Source organism: Halomonas sp. ND22Bw (assembly GCF_003011945.1).
Classification (GTDB): Bacteria; Pseudomonadota; Gammaproteobacteria; order Pseudomonadales; family Halomonadaceae; genus Halomonas; species Halomonas halophila.
In genome coordinates this window covers 1-243 of the sequence record NZ_PXWD01001583.1, presented here as the reverse complement: position 1 = coordinate 243, position 243 = coordinate 1, and the positions used below count along the sequence as shown (strand labels likewise).

The window sequence follows — 243 nt, the reverse complement described above, 5'->3', positions numbered from 1 at the left end:
GTCGCCCGGCAGGACCGGCGCGGGGTATTCGGCGCCTTCCCACGGCGACAGGAAGTCGAACGTGCGGAACTCCTGCGTCAGCTTGACAGGCTCATAGACCACGCGGCGCTGTTCCTCGTCGTAACGGACCTCGACATAGCCCGTCATGGGGAAGTCCTTGCGGAGCGGATGCCCCTCGAAACCATAGTCCGTCAGCAGGCGGCGCAGGTCCGGGTGGCCCGAGAACAGCATGCCGTACATGTC

At 65.4% G+C, this 243-nt stretch carries 1 protein-coding gene; it reads right to left on the bottom strand.

Annotated features, from left to right (window positions below; all coding sequences use genetic code 11):
- The coding region (locus CVH10_RS23580) for an NADH-quinone oxidoreductase subunit C (protein ID WP_181244734.1) at positions 1-243 on the bottom strand (243 nt) is incomplete at both ends.